Below are 21,017 nucleotides of genomic sequence, written 5' to 3'. Positions count from 1 at the left end.
GTCCAAGTCTCCTACGGGGCTAAAAAGATACCATGCCTTGATCTTGTGTTTTGCCTTCTATTCGGCAGGATGACAGGTTTATGACGCAGCGCGTTTCGAATCGTGTCTTCCACGCTCACTAACGCATGATGCATCGTTTTCTTTTCGATTTTCTTACTTTTTTTAGGAGACTTAAGTAGTAACTTTTTTTCGTCTTTTAATCTCATTAGTTCCGTCTAAAGTCACGGATTCAGGGCTCATCTTGCTCAAATTATAGAATTGTATTTGTAATAAATACGCATTTTTCTATATTTGGTATTAAAGTATTTATTAATTAGTTCTTTCTTTCTATTTACCAATGATTAGATTTTTGTAACAATTATAAATAATATCTAATAACTAGTAATTACTGGAGGTAAGTATCAAAATGATCATAAGCAAAAATAAGAGCATAGTAATAAGCCTAACTATCGTTTTATTTGTCCTACTGATGCTGGTATATCCGACACCTGGAATGGCAAATTCCTCTCCTAACGTCGACTCAAAAAATGTTGAATTATTACGCTCCGACTACAAGATAATCGATGGTAAAATGAAAGTAACCGCTGACGTGCGAGTTCAAGTAGGTGAGAAAGTTTCGCTCTTAGTCATTGGTTATGATAAATCCGGCAACATTATCGAAATCAAACAGACTAGTACTCACATATTCGGTGGCAATACGCACGTATTCCAACTGACCATGGACAACGGAGAGCAGCTCGACAATGTTGACATTCAGGCTCTAGGAGCGACTGAAGAACCTTATAAAATCTTAGCCCAAACCACTATTACACACAAAGATCATGTGGAAGCTGTGGTCGCTGTAAAAAACGGACCTATGTCACAAAAAATGAATATAGTTGCCAAGGGGATTAATAAAAATGGTAAGGTCGTTGAAGTTAGAGGAACCGGAAGTCATGCATTTGATCAAACTATTCTAATTTACAAGATTAAACTTGAAGCCGTTAATGATATCGCTAAAGTACAGTTTCTCGTGCTCGTTGATGATCAGACCTATTTGGTTGATTATGGAACATACATAAAAGATGGAAAACTGATCGTCACTTCCGTTTTAAAGAATGGTGACAAGTCGCAGCAGATCATGTCCAAAGTAACTCCGTTCACCGCCAATGGAAAAGAATTAGACATTCTAACAAAATCAAGCTTAGCATTCAGCAATTCTACTTATGATCTGAAAATGGTAGTCAATGATAAAAGTGCGAACAGAGTCGATCTTAAGTTTTATGACGAAACAGGAAAGAATGAAATTAAAAAGCGCGACGGCATTATGGTTACCATTGATGGACAAGGACTGGCAGTCAAACAACCGCCTGTATTGAAAAAGGGCAGTGTTAGTGTTCCTATGAGAGATATTTTCGAAGCTTTAGGAGCTGACATTAAGTGGAATCAGAAAACAAGTACGGTAACTGCAACTAGAAGCAACAAAGAAATTACTCTTCAGATCGGTTCCAAGCTTGCCTATATTGACGGGGAACAAGTAACTCTATCCGTTGAGCCTGCTGTTATCAATGGCAGCACCATGGTTCCTATCAGGTTTGTAGCCGAAGCATTAGGATCACAAGTATACTGGGACAATGCTTCACAAACTGTTTTAATTATAAGGTAGTCCCTGAACTATAGCCTATTCTAAGGACAGTAGAAAAACCACATCGGGCGCTAGCCCGATGTGTGAATACTAAGTTATAAGATGTCGGCGACTTCCTCGATTCTACTAAAGTATTATTCATTTGTATTATATATATTAGTTATTAATCCTCACAGGTCCTCCTAAATCGGAAGTGAACAAATTAATAAGATAAACTAACAAACAAATATGCACTAAAAACATAATATAAAATATTTTTATGTTTTTCCTTCTTATCCAGCCAAGGAATATACAGAATACAATTGAGATAACACATCCGATAATCAGCATAAGTAAAGCAAAATTTTCCATGTTCATTTCTATCAGTTCTTTAAATAGGTGACCCAGATTTATACTCAAAAACATATAACTAATAATCGAATAAATCAAAAAAATAATAACATACATTAACACACTTATAATAATTTTAATTGGTTTCAAATCTTTGTACTCCTCTATGTCGATATTCTTTATTTCCGCCGATTTCTTATAAAGTAATATTGCTGAACTTACTTTATAGGCTAATTATTCTACAAACAATTCTAATAGCCTTTCGTTATATAATTAATTTACATCGCTATCAGCATATACTTCTGTTAGTAAAGCAGAACCCGTGCCGTCTGGATTATTATTCTTCTTCCAATAAATCATCACATTTTCAGGTGTATTGGCTAGGTCTAACTTTCTAATCACCTTTTTATTATTCTCATTAGGATAGTAAAATAGATTTTTCTCCACTTTAAACGGACTAGTAACTCCATAATGTTTTCTATTTCGATCGTTAACAATATACGAACGATCAAAGTTTGCGCTTTTTAATATTTTTCCTGATCTTTCTTTCACTTTGTTACTTACCCAGGTTTTTAATTCATCATAATCTATATCTTTCTCATATTCTGTAATATCATAAAAATCAGCGATGTATTGAATAACTGGTTTACCATAGTTCGATTTCTCAATTAACAGATTCTTTTCTTCCTTATAGGATTTAAATCCTGAATAAATAAAGGAAATAAATGACTTGATTGTATGCTTAGTATAGTCATAGATAGGTTCAATCTTACCAACCGCTTCTTCTGTAAGAATCCCAATTAGCAAATGAACGATAGTAATCTCTATTTCATCATCTTGTTCTTCTTCCCCCCAGAATAAGTGAAAACAAGGTACTAACAAATTTTCTTTCTCCAAAGCAGACAATAGTTCCTTAAATTCATTTATCGCCCGCTTACTCCCACTGTGGGTTAAAAATATAAAGGAAATTAAAGGCTGTTCTTTCTCCAATAACAAGCCTTTGTAGTAATTATCTAATCCAATGATTTCTTCTAAAAGTTGATTGTCTCCATGTTGAATGGCTCCATCATTTATTTTATTCTCAACACAAAAAGAATATCTAGGAACGTTTTCAGAAAATAACTTGTCATATAGCTCTATAACAATATCGATATCTCTTGTCTTTTTTGAAAGCCATCTTTCTGAGCTTATTACTTTCACTTCTGCTTGAACTCTTACTTCATACTTTGAATTTCTAGACAAATCACGTATCTTATTATGATAAATAAGATCTTTATACTGCTCTCTATTTCTCAGTACAATCGGTGTTAGAAATTTTTCAACGAACTTGGATCCTAAACCGTGATTTTCATTAGGATCTAACAAGTATGCTACGAATGATGTTAAATTTGGTTCATTAATAGAACCATCGTTGGATGATAAAACTTTAAATATATTCATGGTAAGCTCTCCTTTTATAATAAATATGTTAAGTTAGGGAAAACGATAGATATAGTTACTATCGTAGATGGTGGGTCTTATTTCCATTTTACTAAAGAATAACTTTTTTTAATAGATAACTTTCTATTTACATAGAGCAAAAAAAGACACCTGCTACGGTGCCTTTTTGGAATGCGTTTAGTATTGAATTTTGAGAGTATCCCCATCGACATAGACGCCCTCGGAACGGGAAATCGACAGCTTTTGTTCTGCTGAGAAGCCGATCGTTTCTCCATCCCTTAAAGTGACGTTCTCTTCTACAATATATCCAGAAAGAGTAATCAGGAAGTCACGCAGATCGGCAGGGGATGCTTGGCTGTCCAGGATTTCGATTTCATCCTTACCAAAGGCTCTTAGCCCATAGGTATAACCATTGAGCCCAGTTTCCGTCCCAACCAGACCGTAGTAAACCAGATTCAGTAAAGGAAACATATCTTTATCCTTCATAAGTTCAGCCATATCTAGAAAAAGTTCAGGCTGAAATACAGTACCAGATGTATAGATCCCTATTGCGTTAGGAAGCTTCAGACAACTGGCCGCCAGCTTCGTATATAGCCTGCCGCTGTCCAGCAGGGTGCCTGAACGGGTAAATACAGCCAGAATGATTTGAGATACATGAGTTCGAGTAACTTCCACTGCTTCCTTCCACAGGTAGTTTCCCCCTGCATAATGCTCTGCCTCACCGTCTGGTATGGGAGCATTGACAAAGCTTGCCGCTAACATGTAGCCGTCCACTTCAAAGACCAGAATTCCTTCCTTTGTCTCTTCGGAGCTTTCCTCATCCTCTGCCGGCGAGCAGGAGATATTCCAGTCGTTCAGAAGGTTGGCTTTTATCTGATCAAGATCACATTCTGCGGAGTTCAACAAAACGAACCCGTTAAAAATACCAGATTCATTATCCTCCGTTGCCGTCTGGTCTCCTTGGGATTGCTCAGCTTCATAAGCTGCAGCCTGCTCCATCCAGTACTCACGGATCATTTCTACCATCTTAACAGCTTCTTGTTCTGCAGTCGCAGGCTCATAACGTTGCATCTCGCTGAATACATGTCCGCAATGCTCGGTATCAGACGGATTATCATAGCCTCCGCATACACCAAGGAGCCATGCTCCGAGCATTGTTTTTTTATATCTGAATATGTAGTAGTGCATATCATGTAAATCAAATTCTCCTGCAATTTCTATTTTATTGGGTTGTCGCCCGAGTTCGTGTTCATCTGCCAGCCAGTCAATCATAGATTGCATTGCTGCTTGTTGTTGAACTTTCATTAATTTCTCTCCTTAAAAAGTATGTTTTTATAAATTATACTATTACCCTCTGGTATAAGGAATCAGACTTAGTATTCAAAATTTTGACTATATGATTTATATCAGCATATAAAGAAAATGCCTCTCCTAATTATGGAGTGGCATTTTCTTTTGTAATTGTAAGATTTCTTCAATGTAAGATACCAATGGCTCTAATGGACTACCGACACTAACATTGATTTCTTTATAAATATTCCTGACAGCATCAACCATTGATAATTGGGCTACAGAAATAGACTTTAACTTATTTGAATCTGATTCTATTAAATTCCTAATGTATTGGGAAAGTACATTAAGATATTCCGCTTTCTTACCCTGCATTATTAATTCAAAAGCATTGTCAATGACTTGAGTTTCGATTAATGGCGATTTTCCGTAAGTATGGGCAAAGCTATAAAGTCGCTTCATTGTTCCTTCAACAGTTGCAGCATTTGTAAAAACTAGTATTTGAGGTTTCTCATGATTACAAATGTAATTAAAGAATGGTTCATCAATCTTAATGATCGGAACTGATGTTGTTAGCTGATTTTCTTGGAGTAACGCAATGTAGTTCGTGCAAGTAATTAGAATTGCATCAACCTTATTCCCAGCAATCCATTCAATCTGTTCCTTAACCTTTTCTTGTGCTTGTTCCAAGCTAAAATTATCATCAGATGATATTCGCAATACTAAAGCAGGGTCTACAAAATGGAGTAATTCAACTTCGTATGCAGACAGTGATTGCTCTATATACTCTATATTAGAGTAATGAGCATGTAAGCATCCAATTCGTTTTTTCAATATAATTTCCTACCTTCCATTTATTTTGAAATTTGTGCTGGTCAGTTAATAATACCATATGTTGGAATCTTTTTTTCGTATCACGTCAAACATTATGTCCCTACATTAGAACCTAATTAGTCGATTAATTCAAACTCAATTACAATCGGTTCCAGTTCTATTTTAGATTTGCTTTCACTATTAAAAATACTCTGAACGGAAATCGGTTTAATAATAAGCTGGCTCGCCCGCTTATCAACTGCTCCGAAAGAGGTCGTTCCTGTATGCAATACTTCATTTTTAACTGTAATACCCCCACCTGATTCTTCTATTCCATCCATATACACATGACCAAGATTATCTGAAATTTGAAAAGTAGGGAATACAGTCCCCCAACGCGCTAGTAACTCGGGTGTAACGAGTTGCTCATATTCCATAATTGTAGATACATCAGTGAATTCAAGCGATTTGATTGTAAAATCCACTTCTGGATGCATCGTTGTTTCATTCATTAACTTTATATCACTATCTAAACGCGTTAACGAAAATTCAAATAACCAGTCTCCATTTACAACTAAATTATGTGTACTACTGTAAAAATAATCTGGGTTCATCGTAATCTGTACTGTTTCTGGAAACTCATCATCAGGAAAGAGTGGTATGTAGTTAATCAAACCACCATATTGTGTATCGCTAATACTTCTTATACTTCCACCTCCAATATTCAAGCTAGCACCATTTACAATAAACCAATTTAAACTAGATGGTGCTAAATCAGTATCAAAATCTATCTCCGTTTCAACAATATAAGATACAGTAATATTTCTACCGTCATATACAGCTTTATCAATCATGATTGTGATACCATTACTCGATTGAACAAGAGCAATATCATTAGAAAATTGTTCAAATTTAGTGAAGCGATTGAAATCGTCTTTTATATAACTCATTAAACTATTAACAATTGGAATTTGTGCCGCTATAGTCGGAAATGCAAATCCTGTAACAGTCGTAATACCAGCCATAAGGACAGCAATAATAGCGATATTTTTCCACAGCGATGGCTTTTTATGCTTATTCAACACATAGTGCTTCACCCGCTGTTTTTCGATTTCAGTGACCTCTAACAGCTCTACACTGTCTATATCTATATTGACCCATTCATTCATACTCATATAAATAACTCCTTTAATGTCGTGTTTGATGCAAGAGTTTTTTTCCCTCTATATAGTCGGTTATCTACGGCAGCTTTCGATAAGCATAACTGCTCAGCAATTTCACTATTGGAAAACTCCATATAATATTTCATTACAAAAATTTCACAATCTAATTCGCCTAATTGACTAAGAGCCATTAATAATATATTTCTTTCTTCCTGTTTCAAAATGTTCTCTTCTGTTTTTAGTGTACTTTCTTTTTGTATAAACTTGTCATGTGACTGTTCACGTACCATTCGTTTTTCAGCCTGACGATAACGATCAATCGCTTTATATTTCGTGATGATCCCAATCCACTTTTTAAAATCGTTGGCATCACCATGAAACTGATAAGCGTTGTTCCACACCATTAAAAACACATCATTAATACATTCATCTATAGCGGATGGATTCGAAGTATACAAAATTTTAGTTGCAATAACTTTAACGAGTGGCATATACCTATCAATGATGTACTCAAGTGCATCTTCTCTTTGTTTTTTTAACCTTACTATAAAATTTCCAGAAGAACTTTTCATATTAATATCTCCTTCATTTTTAGAAAAAGCTTTTTCATATTGTACAACGAAACTCACTAAACTTTATTCTCAACAAAAAAGACTAGTACTCAAACAGATGCATTGAGTTCTAGTCTTCTTGAAGTTATTTAGTTTGCGTAATAATTGTTATTGATATAATAATTTGTAATTTTACACTTATAAAAAATCGAATTTATATTTAATGGATTGTCCACTTAAATGTATCACTTTACCTATCAGGATTGCTACTTTTATCCTTTTTATTAAAACAATAATATCACTCAAAAACCACTCCCTAAAAAATTTTAAGAAGTGTCATTGTTCAACGAATTATTACTTTACATCTCAGTCTGTAAAAATGAATTAAACAATTTCAATGTTTGCTCATAACTTGCTTGTGTCTTTCGTGAAAGTTTTTTTGATGAACAATAAAGTATAAAATTGTCTAATTGAAATTCTAAATCAGTCATAAAAAAATACCGCCCTTCATTGAGTTTTCAAACCCAATAAATAACGGTATTAGTTGGCTCAAAGTAAGGAGTTCCATACTCAATTCCAAGTATCGGTTGGCTTAACAATCCTCGCAAACCCCTACTCCTCATCCTTTCAAGACACCTTATGCTCTATTCTAAGCTTATCTGCCACCATTGCGATAAATTCGCTATTGGTTGGCTTAGATTTGCTAATATTCACGGTGTAGCCGAATAGGTGGCTAATGCTGTCGATGTTGCCACGAGTCCAAGCGGAGTAAGGGATTACGGAGATTGCTACGTTACCATTTACGCAAATTCAACGCAAATTCATCGCTATAATAGTTTATCGCAACGCCCATAAACTGGACGGTAGTTATTCGGAACACTACGAATAGAATTCATTGGAATGGAAGTGTCCGAAATGACCGTAAGAAAAGATCCGAAGTACACGTTTGTATCCCGTAAGAAACCCGATATTAATATCGACATCCAAGCCGAGATTGACCGGTTTATCGAGATTAAACGTATCGGTCGCCGCTCGCTGAAAACGCTGGGAACGTATCTTCAAGCGTTAGAACAATTCAGACGTTGGTACGATGATTCGCAGCAGTCAATACTGAATACGGATGTAATACGTTCATACATTCATTATCTAACCGCTGAAAAAACGAAATGGGACGATCATCCTACGAATCACTCTACGAAAGTCGGCGTATCTGCACGGACGGTTAATAATGCTATACGGATTCTTCGCGTTTTCTTTAATCACCTAGAAAATGAGGGGATTATCAACACCAATCCTATGGACAATATTTCGTACCAGGTGCAAGCGAAAGATACGTTCGAAGTGTTTACGGATGAGGACGTAGAAAAGCTACTATCCGCACCTAATCGAAGAACATACACGGGACAGCGGGATTTCTGTATGATGCTTGTTTTGGTAGATTGTGGCTTACGGATTACGGAGATGACTAGTTTACAAGTTCGCGATATCAACTTTAATTTACGCACAATCGCAATATCCGCAGACATCGCGAAAAACAACACGACAAGAATCGTACCTATCTCACTTAAAACCGCTAAAGAGTTAGAAAAACTTATATCGTTTATGAACGTTGAACCAAACGATCCTCTATGGTTAACGCAATTCGGCGAGCGGTATTTCGGAGACTCCTTCGGTAAAATGCTGAAATTGTACGCTAAGAGAGTCGGCGTTGTCGGCCCACGTGTCTCTCCGCATACTTTCCGTCACTATTTCGCGGTCAAGTTTCTACGCGAAGGCGGCAACGTTATAGCATTAGCGCGTATTCTCGGACACTCGTCGCTAGAAATGACGCAAGTATACGTTAGATTCGTCGGATCGGATTTACGGGAGCAGCACGATTTAGCATCGCCTGTTACGGCAATTATTGATAAGGGGAACGAAAAGAAGCGCGGTAACGTGAGATTTAAGTAATCAAAAAACCGTCGATTAACGTAATTTCATTATTCGACGGTTTCATCGGTAATATCTTACAAATTACCGATCGCCTCCCGAACATTATTTCGATTAGTATTTTTGAACGAAAAAATTCATTGTATAATCTCTATATTTTGGTAAAATATTAATTATGAACTAACTTTTGTTAAATTAAGTTCATGTAATTAAAAACATATTAAGGAGTGATTAGAGTTATGTCGCAATCTCATTTGTTTGAAAGTATTGAGCAAATAGTCTTTGAAATCACAAGTAAAAGTGTGACTAGTTCCGAAGAAATAGAAAGTCGCAAGTTTTTGTTCGATAATTTTATTAGTTCTATTGAGAATTTATCTCCTTTATTTAGAGGTATTAAGATTGAAGTAAATCCAAACTCCTTAGAATACTCTGCGATAATTAACGTGGTATATAAATCAGAACCTTATAACAATCATCCTATTACTACTACTTTAACTCTTGCTGAGATTATTAATATAGTAAGATCAGATGTTAATGATCTTGAATCTTATTCAAAAATAAAAGCTAGATTAGTTGATAACACATTATCTCTCAATAGTTATATATTGAGCGCTATAGAACAAAAATTAAATGAAATTCTTCAAAAAAGAACTAAATAATTTCTATTAACTAAAAAACCAAGAATGACGAAACATACGAAAACTTTTCGTTATAGTGGGACGCTAGAAAGCGTCTCTTTTTTGTGATCACGTTAACCCCAAGAGGTTTTTTCGCTGCGCGTAAATTCCGAACACCTAACGCGCCCCCTTCGGACTACCCCGTTGGGGGTTTCGCTTTGCCCCGTCCTCTACCGTTTCATTAACGATAATTAACGATACGATCCACGCACTAGTATGTACGTACCCCATTCGATGTTATTTCACATTAAATTAACGATAATATAGCCGTCAATCGTTTCATTAATAAGTACGAAATCAAACGTAGCTATTAATAGATAACCGTTGCATTAACGGTGTTTCGATAGTATACTGTTAATGAGGTGATATTATGGAAAATAACGTTAATAAGCGGATTGGATACGCTCGCGTCTCTACTGCTGATCAATCGTTAGATATGCAGATAGATGCGCTACTAAAGGCGGGCTGTGAACGTGAGGATATATACGAAGAGAAGGCGAGCGGCGCGAAGGACGAACGAATAGTATTAGCGGAAGTCATGCGAACGTTACGACCTGGCGATATCTTAGTTGTATATAAACTCGATAGACTAGCGAGGTCTACACGTAAGCTGATAGACGTTGCTGATACGTTAGAGAAGAACAACGTTAAGCTTCATAGCATCGTTGACGGAATGGACACGACAACTCCGACTGGACGCGCGATGTTTAAGATGATCGGAATCTTTGCGGAGCTTGAACGTGATATGATCGTAGAACGTACGAAGGCTGGACTCGTAGCAGCACGCGCTCGTGGTAGAGTAGGCGGACGCCCACGTACTGATGCGAATAAGCTCGACTATGCTGTACGCTTATATAACGATGGTGAACACTCTGTACCGCAGATTACCGAGATAGCCGGTGTATCTAAGCCAGCGTTATACCGTGAATTGAATAGACGTAAAGAAGGCGCTAAATAGGCGTCTTTTTTGTAACCCCCGTGAGATTCCGAAGGGCATCCGGTCAGAGCCGCCCAGCCTCTGATATACGGAAGCTAACGGAAGCCGACCGAAAAGTTTCCGATAGGCGTCCGTATCTTCCTCCGTGCTGATTATTCCGTAAAAAATCGGCTAAAGTCGTAAGATGTAACGTTAATTATTGCGGTAAAAACCCCGTCAATCGTAGTATCTGTTCGATTTCGCCGATATTACGCGAGCTGTACGTAAACCGACGTTTAACTGGCGCAGTCAGCTTTCGCTTCCGTTCGTCCTCTATCCGTTTAACTTCCGATGCGAAGTCCAGGCGCTGCTGCCAACGCCATAACGTCATGCGGCTAACACGTAATTGTCTCGCTATCGTATCGCGACTTATACGAGGTGATGCGGTTAACATAGCAATAGCTTTCCGATGCTTAACGTTAAGTGGTTCGGTAGTACGCGCCATCTACAGCGCCTCCTTCCGTAAATAAAAAAGACCACAGCTGCGCGCCGTAGTCTACGTAATCCTATTTAAGTAGTTCGTCTATTTCCGCAAGTCGTGCTTCAGTCCACGCAAGCTGATTAGTAGATTCAACGTACTCGTGATCAACTTGTATTATCAAGTCTACGAAAAAGTCAACGACTGCTTTATTTCTTTGAACGAGTTCCTCGCGATAACTTGATATCAAATATTCCGCACTTACGATATCATTACGTAAAGAATCCGCACGCATTAGCAATAGACTTCTTTCCTCCCTTAATTCTTTAGGAGTCCTATATGTTTCTAGATCGGATATTAACGTTACTTCTCCTTTCGTATACAAAACTCCAAGACCGGAAGCTTCCGCAACTAAGCGAACCGGCGCGTATGCTGTTTTATTGATGACTATTGCGTTACCGAGCGTATTTCCATCAAGTTTAACGACGACCTCCGATTGTACCTTTTTACCGACGAGGGACGAACCACTTGCGAATACGGCAGTTCCGCCTAGCATAGAAACTACTAGTAAAATCGATAGAAACTTTTTCATAGTATCGCCTCCTTTTTCTATATTGTACCATTTATAGATACAAAGAGGTTTCACAATATTACGCTGATTCTAATGCCGATATGCGCGAGTCCATTGTTTGGTACATTAAATTTAACGTATTTATAGTACCGGACAATCCCGTTATTGCCGACTGAGGTATTCCGCTTATTGTGTCTGCGTTAAATATGATATTCTTACCGCTTAAACGTAACGTACCATCCTGCGCGCTGATATTGTAATTTCCTCCGGCAACGAGCGAAAAGTAACTGCCCGCCTGCGATCCAGTGACCGATAACAATCCGTCATCAACGTGCTGGATAATCGGAGACGCGCCCGAAGATGGATTCGCTACGATTTCGATGTAGCTTGTCGGTGATTTAGCCGCCTTAAATACGTTACTTTCCGACGTCAACTCTACGCGTGGATATGCGCCGGGATTCGTTATGAAATCGGAACCTTCTATTCGCCCGCTAAACCGCGCATCGCCCGTAGTAGCGTCGAGCCAAAACGTCCGCCGCCCGGCTTTGTTATATGCCGTAATTCCGTACTCACCGGCGGCAACTTGTCCTAATCGGACGCGGATACGGTCGAGGTCGTCCGATACTGCGATACCCATTCCGTCAACTAGCGTAATCGAATCGTCGTACTTGATACCTTTAAGTACCGCGTTTTTCGACGTATATATAATCGCTTTCTGTCCGGAGTATAACGCGTCCGAAACGTAATCAGCCGTCGTTAACTCCTTGAAGTTGGCGAGTGCTATACGGGCGCGCTTCGGTTCAAACGGATACCGCTCGTAATCCGTAACGCGGGCGGAAAAGTTATAGCCGAGGTCTTCGTCAATAACCGTAATCGTATCGCCGACGCCGCGGATTGCTACGAGATCAATCGGTCGACCGGCTTTTTCGAGCTGAACGTAGTCCACATCGTAGACGACTTCCGGTAACTCGACGGTCGCGAGGTGCTTCTTCATCGCCGCGAGTAAACGGGATTTATCCTCGATATCCGGAAAGCTGATGGAGCCTTCGTAGATATGCGCCGGATCGATGTACGCCGAGTCGATGTATTTTACGTTGTGGATATCGAAACCTTCGATGGTCAATCCGTTCTTACCGTAGCCATAAAGCCGCGTGATCCGGTTCATCTCGGACGATTTCCGCGTGATGCCAGTGAGGTTCTTACGGTAACGGATTTCAACGCCATAGTCCGCGCCTTTACGTTTAGTTAGCGTTATTTCTTCGTTATCGTACGCGAGTTCACCGCCGTACAGCTTCGCCATTTCGGTTAGCAACGTATATTTGTACGTTTCGCCAAATTCGAAGATATCCATACTAGCGAAATCTCCGGCGGTGGCTAGCGTATACGGCGTTCCGTTTCCGATTAGCGCTAACGGATAATCCGGCGGCTGATTCGCGGCGAAATCAACGTAATCGTCGAGGAAATAACGATTGAGATCGAACGCGATGTGATGCGCTTCGACCGATTTCGTAACTCGGAGTCCGTCGCGGCGTTCAGATACCGATTTGATAACGAAGCGCTGACCCGCTAGTCCTATATCCGGCAAGTCCGACGGAAACTCGACGACGTTACGTTCGATTAACGCGGCGTATCGGGCGAGATCGTTGCCGCGACGTGGATACGTAAAGTTAACGAAATACGCACCGTTTAACGTTTCCTTTACGCGGACTTCCGATGCGGCGGCGAGTGTGTGAGCGGTGGTTCCGGTTATTAACGATAAGTGATTAATATAAATACACCTCCGATTAATATAAAAATGCCAGCGATTAGCCGCCGGCCCCTCTATCTATTGACGCTCTGTTGCACGCTCAACGCCACAACTTCTCGGATAAATAATACCGTGTTTCGCTGCTCGAGTAATTTCCATTTCATTCATACCGTGGAATGGAGTCGACAACGGTAAGATTAACAAATCAGTACGCAGATTCGGACTATTTGTCTGCTCTGAGTAGTTTGCGTTTGTTTGTTGAGCTGCTTCAAACCAATATTGGTGAGCGTCCACTTTTAAGTCGTGTGCATCGACTAGCGCTTTCAGATACGCATATTTTGCTTCACGTACTGCCGCTAACTTCTCGTCGATATTATCGTAAAAGTAACGTTCAGCCTCCGCCTTACCCGTTGCAATAGCTTCCCTTGCTAAACGCTCCCTTTCGCCCATGCCTAGCGTAAACGCACGTTGAGATCGATCGTCGCTGCCTGCGAGGGATAACGTCAATTCCGCGACTTTCCTACGTGATTCTAGCTCTTTCTGTTCGTTCGCAACCGTTGGATTCGCCAGCGTTTCGTCCATTGCCGCGGTTAATTCCGCTTGTGCCTCCGCCAGTTCCTGCGTTATTTCTTCTTTACGTTTCTCTACGTTCTCCGCGCGCTCGCCGGCCGTTTTCTCTAACACTTGATACGCCGCTATTGCATCCGCGACTACTTTCGGTAACTTTAATTCGCTCATTTATCGTATCCCCTTATCGTATAATTTTTTGTGAACCTAATACGTTATGACGCCACAATTCGAAACGACCGCCCCACGTATTCGCGCGCTCCAACGCGTCGAGTGCGTCGTCAATTACCGCTATTTCACCAGGCGCCGCGTCTGCTTCATTCTTTGTAAACGAAGCTAATTCGTATTTATCGAATCTACGTAATATTCGCTTAGTTGTTCGAAGTAACGTCGGATATAGCGCTGATCCTACGTCTAATATCTCGTATCCTATCGCCTCAACGACGGTATCATCTAACGAAATACGAAGCTGAATAACGCCCTCCTGCTGCGCGACTTTACGGATAGCACGTTGTAATGCGATATGTCCGCAATAGTTCTCGTCAAATTTACGTTCACCTTGCGTCAGATAAACGTCGCTCGCGATTACTCCCGTATGGTTCATTAATAACCACGAATAAGCGGTGCGTTTATCATCGGCAGCTACTCCAACGTATAATGTATAATGCATTACTTACCAGCCCCTTGTTGAGATTCCTTAAGGTCAGCTTTGATTACTAGCGCTTCAATAATCGTTTGCATCTCGCGTAATAATGTACCTACTTTGAGGTCTCCACCGCCTAGTTTACTATCTAAAGAAAGCGCGTCTTTCTCAGTCATTTTTCTCATAATTATTTCCCCCTAATTTTTAATTTCGAAATCGTAACCTTGCTACGCTTATACTTCCACGCTTAACGATTCGCCCCGTTTAATCGCGTCATTAGCTAGTAATAACGTATTTGTACCGTGCCGTCTCGTAAATTTATCATAGGGAACGTAGACAAGCTTAACTGTAACGTCTCGTCCCATTCCGACCGCTTGCTCTAATTCCGTTGACCGCTGAAACGCACGGTTGAAGCTACGGAATATCACGACATTGTGCGCTGGATCAACGTACGATAGTGCTTCGGATAACAGTACGGGAACGACTCGCTTGATCGACGGTAGATTGACCGGAGCCGCGTACGATATTACGTGATATGGCTCGTAAGTAACGCCTAGCTCCGATTCATTCTTCCGTAATATCTCAACACCGCCGTAGATTCGTTGATCTTCGTAAGTAAGCGCGACGTCGACGTAAGTTACGTTATTCAATTTCGCCGGATTCCCATACGATATTGACGCTTTTCGCTTCGAGTCCTTTGGGCGTCGTAACAATATCGAAGCTCACTGTTTGACCCTCTTCTAACGTTTTATATCCGTCAATTTGAATAGATGACCAGTGAACGAAAACTTCTCCGTAGCCTTCACCGCGCTCAATAAATCCGTATCCTCTTTCACCGTTAAACCATTTTACTTTTCCGTTATTCATATTTTCTATCTCCCTTTTTGTTTGTATTTTTTATAAGCTATGGTAGTCTCGATAGCACCAACCGCTCGTAACAGTATTTGCTCATCGGTAACGTATTCACCGAAAATAATCTCGCCAACGAAAGGTGAATCGGTATCGGCGACTATAACTCGCTTCGTGTAGGCGTTAATCGGTTCGATTGCGCTAACGAATAACATTATCGTCGCCTCCTCGTTTTCATTAGGTGCAAAGAAAAGTATCTGCAATCTACCGGTTCGTCCCGCCAATACTTGCAACGTGGATCACTTTCAGAATCTAGCGCAATCATAATCGCGCATGTACGGTCGGGTCGTATCATATCGCAATACGCCGACGCTCTATCCGCCATTTCGTTCGTAATCGTTCACCTCCGAAAAAGTATACACAGTTGGTACGTATTCCTGCGTTTTCCCTTGATTTTAGGCACGCCAAAGATGCCCCGAAGGTGTTTATACCTTCCGCGCCTTTAACGTCTAATTAGCCGGTCATTTTGCTTAATCCGAGCAAGCGCATTGCCGGACGTTTTCGCCTACTATCAACGAGATATTGTCGCGCTACTAATTCGCCTTCGCGGTAATATTGCGACGTTTCCTTAAAGTCCGGATAGCTTCGGCGAATCTTACGAATGACTTCGAAATCCTCCGTATAAATTGCCAGGGTATTAGAGTCAATACGCCATATTGCGTTAGGCATCGTATTTCACGTCCCAACTAATACGAGCGTTATCGTATCGTCCCACATGCATCTTTTCGATACCGGCGATGATTGCGCTAAGTTCTCCGCTTATTGGCGAAAAAACCATGTCGTATATGGTAGCACTTGTTTCAGCGTCAACATATCGTACTTCCGCCCCTTTTCCGTTATTTCTTACGTGGATAATAATATCCATGTTACATCGTCCTCGGTGCAACCGTGTGCGTCACGATTGACTTCGATTTTTGCCGCTTCCTGTTACCAGGACCGAGCCATTATAGCAGGTCGTCCGCTTAGAAATAATAAGTAATTAATAGATTGCTTTTTATCTATCGAATTTTTCTAGTTAATGGTACACTTTACTTAATCCTAGTATGTTGCATGGCTAGTGGCTGTGGTTGGGACTCTCCCACGGTGAAATTCTGCCCAACTGAAAGGAGATGGTGCCTGTGGAAATAACGTTCATAATAACGTTAGACCTACAGTTTAGTTTAACTGTCGCGATACTATTACTTTCCGCCAATTCCCCACGAAGAGACGGTTAGTAGCACCAGCGGCACGTAACGCGAGATAAAGCCTAACCGCCGAGTCTCGCGTTTTTTACTTTACTATCGCTCCAATCTTACTTTCAAACTTCCTAGCGTTGATAATGGCGGATTCTACTTCGGTATCGCCTCCGTACTTTTGTGCTATTCTAATACGTAGATTGTCGGATAGTTTGCGATGACCGCTTTCTACTGTTGCTATCGTTGATTCTGCGACTCCTAATGATCTTGCGAACTCTGCTTGAGACATGTTCTTACTAATTCGAATAGATTTAATAGTATTGCTATTCATCTGAACACTCCTTTCTTCTATAAAATCCTTACTTTGAGAGTATAAAAAAATACCAAAGGATCGCTCCTTCTCACCTATACTTATTTGTCGCCACTTAAACAACCTCCTTCCGTTCAATTCTTCGGTTCCCAACTCCGTATATCTGATTGTTTGCTTCAATAAACGAAAGAAACTCAACATCTTTTGGAACTTCATGTTTCCACGAATGCTTTAACATTTCGTATTCATCGAGCCAAAACGGATATTCAAGCCAATCTACATAATTAATCTCACGCTTCGTTGCTTTTCGTACTTTGCCGGTTATTAGCGCTTTGTCCGCTCGCTGCATACGTTTCTGTAATGTCTTAATTCCGGTCTTACACTCATCGCTACATCTCTTTTTTGTATTCCGCAAACTGTCGTCACGGTAAACGTAACCACAATAGATACATCGCTTGACTCGCTTATCATCCGGCATCTGCGTCATAATTGCGTGCATTATTGCTAACGCATCATTTCGATTGTTAATTTCAGATAAGTCGATACGGTCAATCATGTCTACAGCGTAAGCGACTGCTCCTGCTCCTGGTTCTCTATACATTATCTTCTCCAAAATTAACGCCTCCTGTTTAATTGACTTACGGTCTCATTTCGTGTATTATTGACTAATAAAGATAATGGGTTATTTGTGTACGTATTGTCCTATAATAGGTTTATTTATTACCTTGTGGTCACTAGACTACGCCAATACCGCATCACTCTGTCTCCGTGGCAACAATGCCCGTATCTCCTTCTCCGTATAGAAGTACCGTATACTCGAATGTAAATCCGTTTCATCCGAAATAGCATATATTCTATCGTCCGCGGCTTCCGTATCTACTAATTTCATTCGATAAAAATTCGGCTTTTTTATGTGCGTCCCTTTCTGTCTCTGATTCCGGCTAATTATTTCAACAACGCTCATCGTTTCTAGTTGATTTATCTGCCGTCGCGCCGTTCTTTCATCTACCCCGACGGCTTCCGCCATTTGCTTAAACGTCATATAAAACACTCCATTCTCGCCAGCAAACCGTTTAGAATGCATAAGCAGCGCATATACTAGCGCCTTTTGACTCTTTAACGGACATCGCCGGATTATTGCGTCTATCTCCGCGAAACTAACTATTAAGTCTCTCTGCTCGACTAATAGCGTCTTATCGTTGTCATATACGAAATCTACGCATTCCCTTAAATCTCGCATACAAAACTCTCTATCTGACGTGTAAAAGCGATGATCTTGCCACGAAAACCACTCCGCTAATAAATCGAAAGCTTCCGGACGTTCGACGCCGTTATGATTCATTAACCGCGCCAATAGTAGAAATGACTTGTGACGTTGACCAGGCGCAGTTAAACCCGTGTAATATCGATCAGCAGCGCGTGATAACGTGTAACTTTCGGATTGGTCGTAGATTTCTAACGGCTTATGACTGACGACAACGTTCTCCATATCGGACGCGGCTCTATTGTCGTAGGAGTTTTCGTCGGATATTAATTCAAGTAATATCGCGGATGACGTTTTTTTCGAAGATAATAGATAGGCGTATGATTGTTCACGATCCATAACCGTTAGACCGCTGTCCACCGTACAGAATCCGCAGAATAGACCGGTCTTTTGATGCTGACTAAGCGGAATCTTAACGCCTTGCGTCGACGTTGGTCGGAACTCTACTTGACCGCCAGTTATTCCGTATAAATCCGCTTTAGCTAACGTTAATTCGTAGAAACGGCGGGCAGAATCGTTGCTTATTGCGTTATCAAAGAATAACTCAACGTGATAACCTTTTGATCCGCTAAATGAAATGAGGTAATCGGATAATCCGAACGAGTTGAGAGCGTCTGCTAACCGATAGGTAACCCATTTCGCCATTGCTGGATCCGCGAAGTCTACGTCAAAACAGATGAACTTCGTTAAGTACGACCCTGCGAACGTTCCTATCGGTTTTTTACCGGAAAGGTGACTCGTTAAGTGATGTATTCGAAGAGGATAACGTCTACTATTTCGTGTTACATAGCTTCCGTCCTTTAGTTGGAGTAAATAATGATAGTGTTGTATAAGGTATAAATCGAATAGCTTGTCTATTATTTTTTGCATTGTCTAACGTACACCTCCGCTATTTAATAGTTTCGAGTGCTTCCGATAATTCCGGCGTCTGTTCGTAAAGCCAAAACATACGACAAGTATTCGGATTGACGGCAACTGTTATATAACGTAATCCCCTTTCCCTCAATTTCCGGCTCATACTTGCGTCATAGCAGAAATAATAACGTTTCATATTCGACCTCCTTTCGTATGGATTGACCGTAGCCGCCCCGCCGGTTGACGACGGAGCCGTGGTTATTTCGGATTAACGATCAAACAGTTGGACTATATTATCCTTTTCCGAAGATTCCCCGGTAGAGTCGTCGGATTTCTCTTGATCTTCGTCAAAGAATCCCGCTAGGAATAACGCATCCTCATCGTTCGTAGCGATACCTACCTCACCTGTCCATTTCGTAATCTTATACGTTCCGTCCTGCTGTAGTTCTATTGCTCCCTCTATTCCCCACATAAACGTACATCCGCCAGTTAACATTCTTGATGCGTCAAGTAGCATCTCATATTTGCTAGGGTAATTTTTCGTCCCTCTGTTAATCTCAGATTCAGAATACATTAACCCGTCCCAAGTTATTACAAATTTCGGAGCAAATATAGACGCGTCAGTAAGGTAGTATAAAGCTGCTACTTCATCCGACACGTCAAAAGGCACGTAGTTTAATGCGTACGCAACTCGCACAGCGTTACTAATTCGCTCAAGGATACCCATATCATACCCTTCGATTGATGGAGATAGCGTCACGCGCAAACCCTCTTCTGAACTTATAACGACTTCGCCCGCCACTTCCTCAGATAAGCTAATGTGAAAAGCTGAAAATCCACTATTCATCGTTTTCATTCTTCATCGTCTCCCTTATAATTGGTTTATTTATGTCATGCGGAGAATCGTAGCTCGTCCGCTTGAACAACGCCTTCACATATAATACCGATGGCCAATCGTCATACTCACATCGATAGTGAAATTTATTTCTGCGCCCTCACTATAGTAAGTACAAGAAATCTGAAAATTGGGACATGCTTCGTAAATTTCCGTCTTACACTTATATAGTCGGATGAGAAGTTAATTCGGCACACTTTCGCAAAAGTTTATTTCGCCCTACACTTATATAGTCGTGTGAAATTCTACGGACTCACACTTTCGGATATATTTATTTTGACTCCTACTATTATAGTTGCCGCCCGTTCTGTTTCGGCACACTCTACGTAAACTTATCTCGAGGTGTGCAGTATTTGAAGCAGTCGACCGTTATCGTCCTCACACTTAATAGACGTATGCCATTTCCATTTGTCACACTTATCATAAAATAAAACGCTCGCCTAACGTTTGCCGCCGTCGACGAGCCTACTTGTTTTACACTTCAAAAAATAATTTCTAAATATTTGAAACTTAGTGAAACCGAACATATGTTCCATACGTATAATACGGTATAAGAAAAATTAAACGGCGGTTGCAAACGACTCCAACGTTTCGCCAGCTACCCATAACGCAACCGTTAGAATTTCCGGAGGAATTGCCATAACGTCTATGTCGTTATCCGGAAACACAACGGTACTCATAATGCCGCAATCATCGTATAAGCCTTCGCCTTCAATCGATGGCTTCACGTGATTGAAATACAATGTACCGCCGACACAAGTAGAAACCGCGATACCTGGCGCTATAAGATAGCCAGTCCCGACGTCGCGTTCCATTTCTCCGGTAATAAAATCCTCCATGTAATAAACGATTTCAACTTTCTTCATCCTC

General features: G+C 40.4%; 25 protein-coding genes and 1 pseudogene. 4 read left to right on the top strand and 22 right to left on the bottom strand.

Going from position 1 to position 21,017, the window contains the following annotated elements:
* The first annotated feature begins 406 nt into the window (after window positions 1-406).
* Window positions 407-1,645 carry a copper amine oxidase N-terminal domain-containing protein gene (locus AC1TO5_RS13940; RefSeq protein ID WP_482063428.1) on the top strand — a complete coding sequence of 413 codons (1,239 nt, stop codon included), beginning with the start codon at window positions 407-409 and terminating at the stop codon, window positions 1,643-1,645.
* A 582-nt stretch (window positions 1,646-2,227) separates the two neighbouring features.
* Here the strand turns inward: AC1TO5_RS13940 and AC1TO5_RS13935 are convergent.
* The 6 genes and pseudogenes from AC1TO5_RS13935 to AC1TO5_RS13910 all read right to left on the bottom strand — a co-directional run.
* Entirely contained in the window at window positions 2,228-3,394 is a 1,167-nt protein-coding gene (locus tag AC1TO5_RS13935; RefSeq protein ID WP_482063427.1) for a PD-(D/E)XK nuclease family protein, read from the bottom strand.
* A 177-nt stretch (window positions 3,395-3,571) separates the two neighbouring features.
* Window positions 3,572-4,699, bottom strand: coding sequence for a DUF4261 domain-containing protein (locus AC1TO5_RS13930; RefSeq protein ID WP_482063426.1), 1,128 nt, complete (start codon window positions 4,697-4,699; stop codon window positions 3,572-3,574).
* Between the two features lie 126 nt (window positions 4,700-4,825).
* Window positions 4,826-5,524 carry a hypothetical protein gene (locus tag AC1TO5_RS13925; RefSeq protein WP_482063648.1) on the bottom strand — a complete coding sequence of 233 codons (699 nt, stop codon included), beginning with the start codon at window positions 5,522-5,524 and terminating at the stop codon, window positions 4,826-4,828.
* 110 nt (window positions 5,525-5,634) lie between these two features.
* Window positions 5,635-6,672: a DUF4179 domain-containing protein gene (locus AC1TO5_RS13920; protein WP_482063425.1), complete on the bottom strand. Its 1,038-nt coding sequence runs from the start codon at window positions 6,670-6,672 to the stop codon at window positions 5,635-5,637.
* Window positions 6,669-7,232, bottom strand: coding sequence for a sigma-70 family RNA polymerase sigma factor (locus AC1TO5_RS13915; RefSeq protein WP_482063424.1), 564 nt, complete (start codon window positions 7,230-7,232; stop codon window positions 6,669-6,671). Before AC1TO5_RS13915 ends, AC1TO5_RS13920 begins: the two co-directional genes overlap by 4 nt.
* Before the next feature lie 606 nt (window positions 7,233-7,838).
* Window positions 7,839-7,976, bottom strand: a pseudogene (locus AC1TO5_RS13910) (sporulation initiation factor Spo0A C-terminal domain-containing protein); the annotation flags it as partial.
* 150 nt (window positions 7,977-8,126) lie between these two features.
* On the opposite strand from AC1TO5_RS13910, the gene AC1TO5_RS13905 reads away from it, so the two are divergent.
* From AC1TO5_RS13905 to AC1TO5_RS13895, 3 genes are all read left to right on the top strand, one after another.
* Window positions 8,127-9,161 (top strand): tyrosine-type recombinase/integrase, encoded by a 1,035-nt coding sequence (locus AC1TO5_RS13905; RefSeq protein ID WP_482063423.1) that lies wholly within the window; start codon window positions 8,127-8,129, stop codon window positions 9,159-9,161.
* A gap of 218 nt (window positions 9,162-9,379) precedes the next feature.
* Window positions 9,380-9,799: a hypothetical protein gene (locus tag AC1TO5_RS13900; RefSeq protein ID WP_482063422.1), complete on the top strand. Its 420-nt coding sequence runs from the start codon at window positions 9,380-9,382 to the stop codon at window positions 9,797-9,799.
* A gap of 388 nt (window positions 9,800-10,187) precedes the next feature.
* The gene (locus AC1TO5_RS13895; RefSeq protein WP_482063421.1) at window positions 10,188-10,775 is read left to right on the top strand and encodes a recombinase family protein; all 588 of its coding nucleotides are present in this window, start codon (window positions 10,188-10,190) and stop codon (window positions 10,773-10,775) included.
* Window positions 10,776-10,950: 175 nt separating this feature from the next.
* On the opposite strand, the gene AC1TO5_RS13890 is transcribed toward AC1TO5_RS13895, so the two are convergent.
* From AC1TO5_RS13890 to AC1TO5_RS13815, 16 genes are all read right to left on the bottom strand, one after another.
* On the bottom strand, window positions 10,951-11,238 hold the full coding sequence (locus AC1TO5_RS13890; RefSeq protein ID WP_482063420.1) for a phBC6A51 family helix-turn-helix protein: 288 nt from the start codon (window positions 11,236-11,238) through the stop codon (window positions 10,951-10,953).
* A gap of 61 nt (window positions 11,239-11,299) precedes the next feature.
* Window positions 11,300-11,803: a hypothetical protein gene (locus AC1TO5_RS13885; protein ID WP_482063419.1), complete on the bottom strand. Its 504-nt coding sequence runs from the start codon at window positions 11,801-11,803 to the stop codon at window positions 11,300-11,302.
* Between the two features lie 58 nt (window positions 11,804-11,861).
* Window positions 11,862-13,532 carry a phage tail spike protein gene (locus AC1TO5_RS13880; protein WP_482063647.1) on the bottom strand — a complete coding sequence of 557 codons (1,671 nt, stop codon included), beginning with the start codon at window positions 13,530-13,532 and terminating at the stop codon, window positions 11,862-11,864.
* Between the two features lie 75 nt (window positions 13,533-13,607).
* On the bottom strand, window positions 13,608-14,267 hold the full coding sequence (locus AC1TO5_RS13875) for a hypothetical protein (protein ID WP_482063418.1): 660 nt from the start codon (window positions 14,265-14,267) through the stop codon (window positions 13,608-13,610).
* Window positions 14,268-14,280: 13 nt separating this feature from the next.
* Window positions 14,281-14,766, bottom strand: coding sequence for a hypothetical protein (locus AC1TO5_RS13870; RefSeq protein ID WP_482063417.1), 486 nt, complete (start codon window positions 14,764-14,766; stop codon window positions 14,281-14,283).
* Window positions 14,766-14,924 carry a hypothetical protein gene (locus AC1TO5_RS13865; RefSeq protein ID WP_482063416.1) on the bottom strand — a complete coding sequence of 53 codons (159 nt, stop codon included), beginning with the start codon at window positions 14,922-14,924 and terminating at the stop codon, window positions 14,766-14,768. The genes AC1TO5_RS13870 and AC1TO5_RS13865 overlap by 1 nt, the downstream gene beginning before the upstream one ends.
* Before the next feature lie 48 nt (window positions 14,925-14,972).
* Complete coding sequence (locus AC1TO5_RS13860; protein WP_482063415.1) at window positions 14,973-15,389, bottom strand: hypothetical protein; 417 nt, start codon at window positions 15,387-15,389, stop codon at window positions 14,973-14,975.
* Window positions 15,382-15,606 (bottom strand): cold-shock protein, encoded by a 225-nt coding sequence (locus AC1TO5_RS13855; protein WP_482063414.1) that lies wholly within the window; start codon window positions 15,604-15,606, stop codon window positions 15,382-15,384. Before AC1TO5_RS13855 ends, AC1TO5_RS13860 begins: the two co-directional genes overlap by 8 nt.
* A gap of 5 nt (window positions 15,607-15,611) precedes the next feature.
* A complete protein-coding gene (locus AC1TO5_RS13850; protein WP_482063413.1) occupies window positions 15,612-15,803 on the bottom strand; it encodes a hypothetical protein in 192 nt (63 codons plus the stop codon).
* 506 nt (window positions 15,804-16,309) lie between these two features.
* Window positions 16,310-16,513 (bottom strand): hypothetical protein, encoded by a 204-nt coding sequence (locus AC1TO5_RS13845; protein ID WP_482063412.1) that lies wholly within the window; start codon window positions 16,511-16,513, stop codon window positions 16,310-16,312.
* Between the two features lie 404 nt (window positions 16,514-16,917).
* The gene (locus AC1TO5_RS13840) at window positions 16,918-17,154 is read right to left on the bottom strand and encodes a helix-turn-helix transcriptional regulator (RefSeq protein WP_482063411.1); all 237 of its coding nucleotides are present in this window, start codon (window positions 17,152-17,154) and stop codon (window positions 16,918-16,920) included.
* Window positions 17,155-17,248: 94 nt separating this feature from the next.
* Window positions 17,249-17,746, bottom strand: coding sequence for a hypothetical protein (locus AC1TO5_RS13835; protein WP_482063410.1), 498 nt, complete (start codon window positions 17,744-17,746; stop codon window positions 17,249-17,251).
* Window positions 17,747-17,872: 126 nt separating this feature from the next.
* Window positions 17,873-19,267, bottom strand: coding sequence for a TOTE conflict system archaeo-eukaryotic primase domain-containing protein (locus tag AC1TO5_RS13830; RefSeq protein ID WP_482063409.1), 1,395 nt, complete (start codon window positions 19,265-19,267; stop codon window positions 17,873-17,875).
* 19 nt (window positions 19,268-19,286) lie between these two features.
* Complete coding sequence (locus AC1TO5_RS13825) at window positions 19,287-19,448, bottom strand: hypothetical protein (RefSeq protein ID WP_482063408.1); 162 nt, start codon at window positions 19,446-19,448, stop codon at window positions 19,287-19,289.
* 72 nt (window positions 19,449-19,520) lie between these two features.
* Window positions 19,521-20,108, bottom strand: a complete 588-nt coding sequence (locus tag AC1TO5_RS13820; protein WP_482063407.1) for a hypothetical protein — start codon at window positions 20,106-20,108, stop codon at window positions 19,521-19,523.
* 599 nt (window positions 20,109-20,707) lie between these two features.
* Entirely contained in the window at window positions 20,708-21,013 is a 306-nt protein-coding gene (locus AC1TO5_RS13815; RefSeq protein WP_482063406.1) for a hypothetical protein, read from the bottom strand.
* Window positions 21,014-21,017 lie beyond the last annotated feature (4 nt).

The sequence above is a fragment of the Paenibacillus sp. Y930 genome (assembly GCF_056786375.1).
The sequence above is the reverse complement of the archived record's forward strand: the minus strand, read 5'-3'. Positions and strand labels throughout refer to the sequence as shown.